We start from the raw sequence: 498 nt of genomic DNA, 5'->3' as shown, positions 1-498 counted from the left end.
CGGACCGGGCGGGCAGAGGGGGTCGGACCTACTTGATGCCGGCGCTGTCGCAGGCCGACTTGTACTGCGCGGTGCAGATCTTCGACACCTCGTACAGGCCGTCCTTGACGACCGTCGACTCGACGTTGTCCGTGGTGACGGCGACCGGGTCGAGCAGCGTCGACTGGACGCTGGCGCCGCCGGCGGTGTCGACGGTCGTGTCGCCCTTCGGGGTCTCACCCTTGGCGAACTGGATCGCCAGGTCGGCGGCCTTCGACGCCTCGGGCTTGAAGGCCTTGTAGACGGTCATGTACTGCTCACCGGCGAGGATCCGCTGGATGCCTGCGAGCGAGGCGTCCTGCCCGGTGACGGGCGGGAGCTCGGTGACGCCGGCCGACTTCAGGGCCGCGATGACACCGCCGCCGGTGTCGTCGTTCGCCGCGTAGACGCCCGTGATCTTGTCCTTGCCGAGCTTGCTGATCTGGCCGGCTGCCCAGTCCTGCGCCTTGGCGGGGTCCC

1 protein-coding gene is annotated in these 498 nt (G+C 69.5%); it reads right to left on the bottom strand.

What is annotated here, in order from left to right:
- Positions 1 to 28: 28 nt before the first annotated feature.
- Positions 29 to 498, bottom strand: a 470-nt coding sequence (locus tag H489_RS27420) for a substrate-binding domain-containing protein (RefSeq protein ID WP_017886951.1), incomplete at its 5' end; no start/stop codon positions are given.

Source organism: Curtobacterium flaccumfaciens UCD-AKU (assembly GCF_000349565.1).
Classification (GTDB): Bacteria; Actinomycetota; Actinomycetes; order Actinomycetales; family Microbacteriaceae; genus Curtobacterium; species Curtobacterium poinsettiae.
This window is presented reverse-complemented; position numbering and strand designations above follow the sequence as displayed.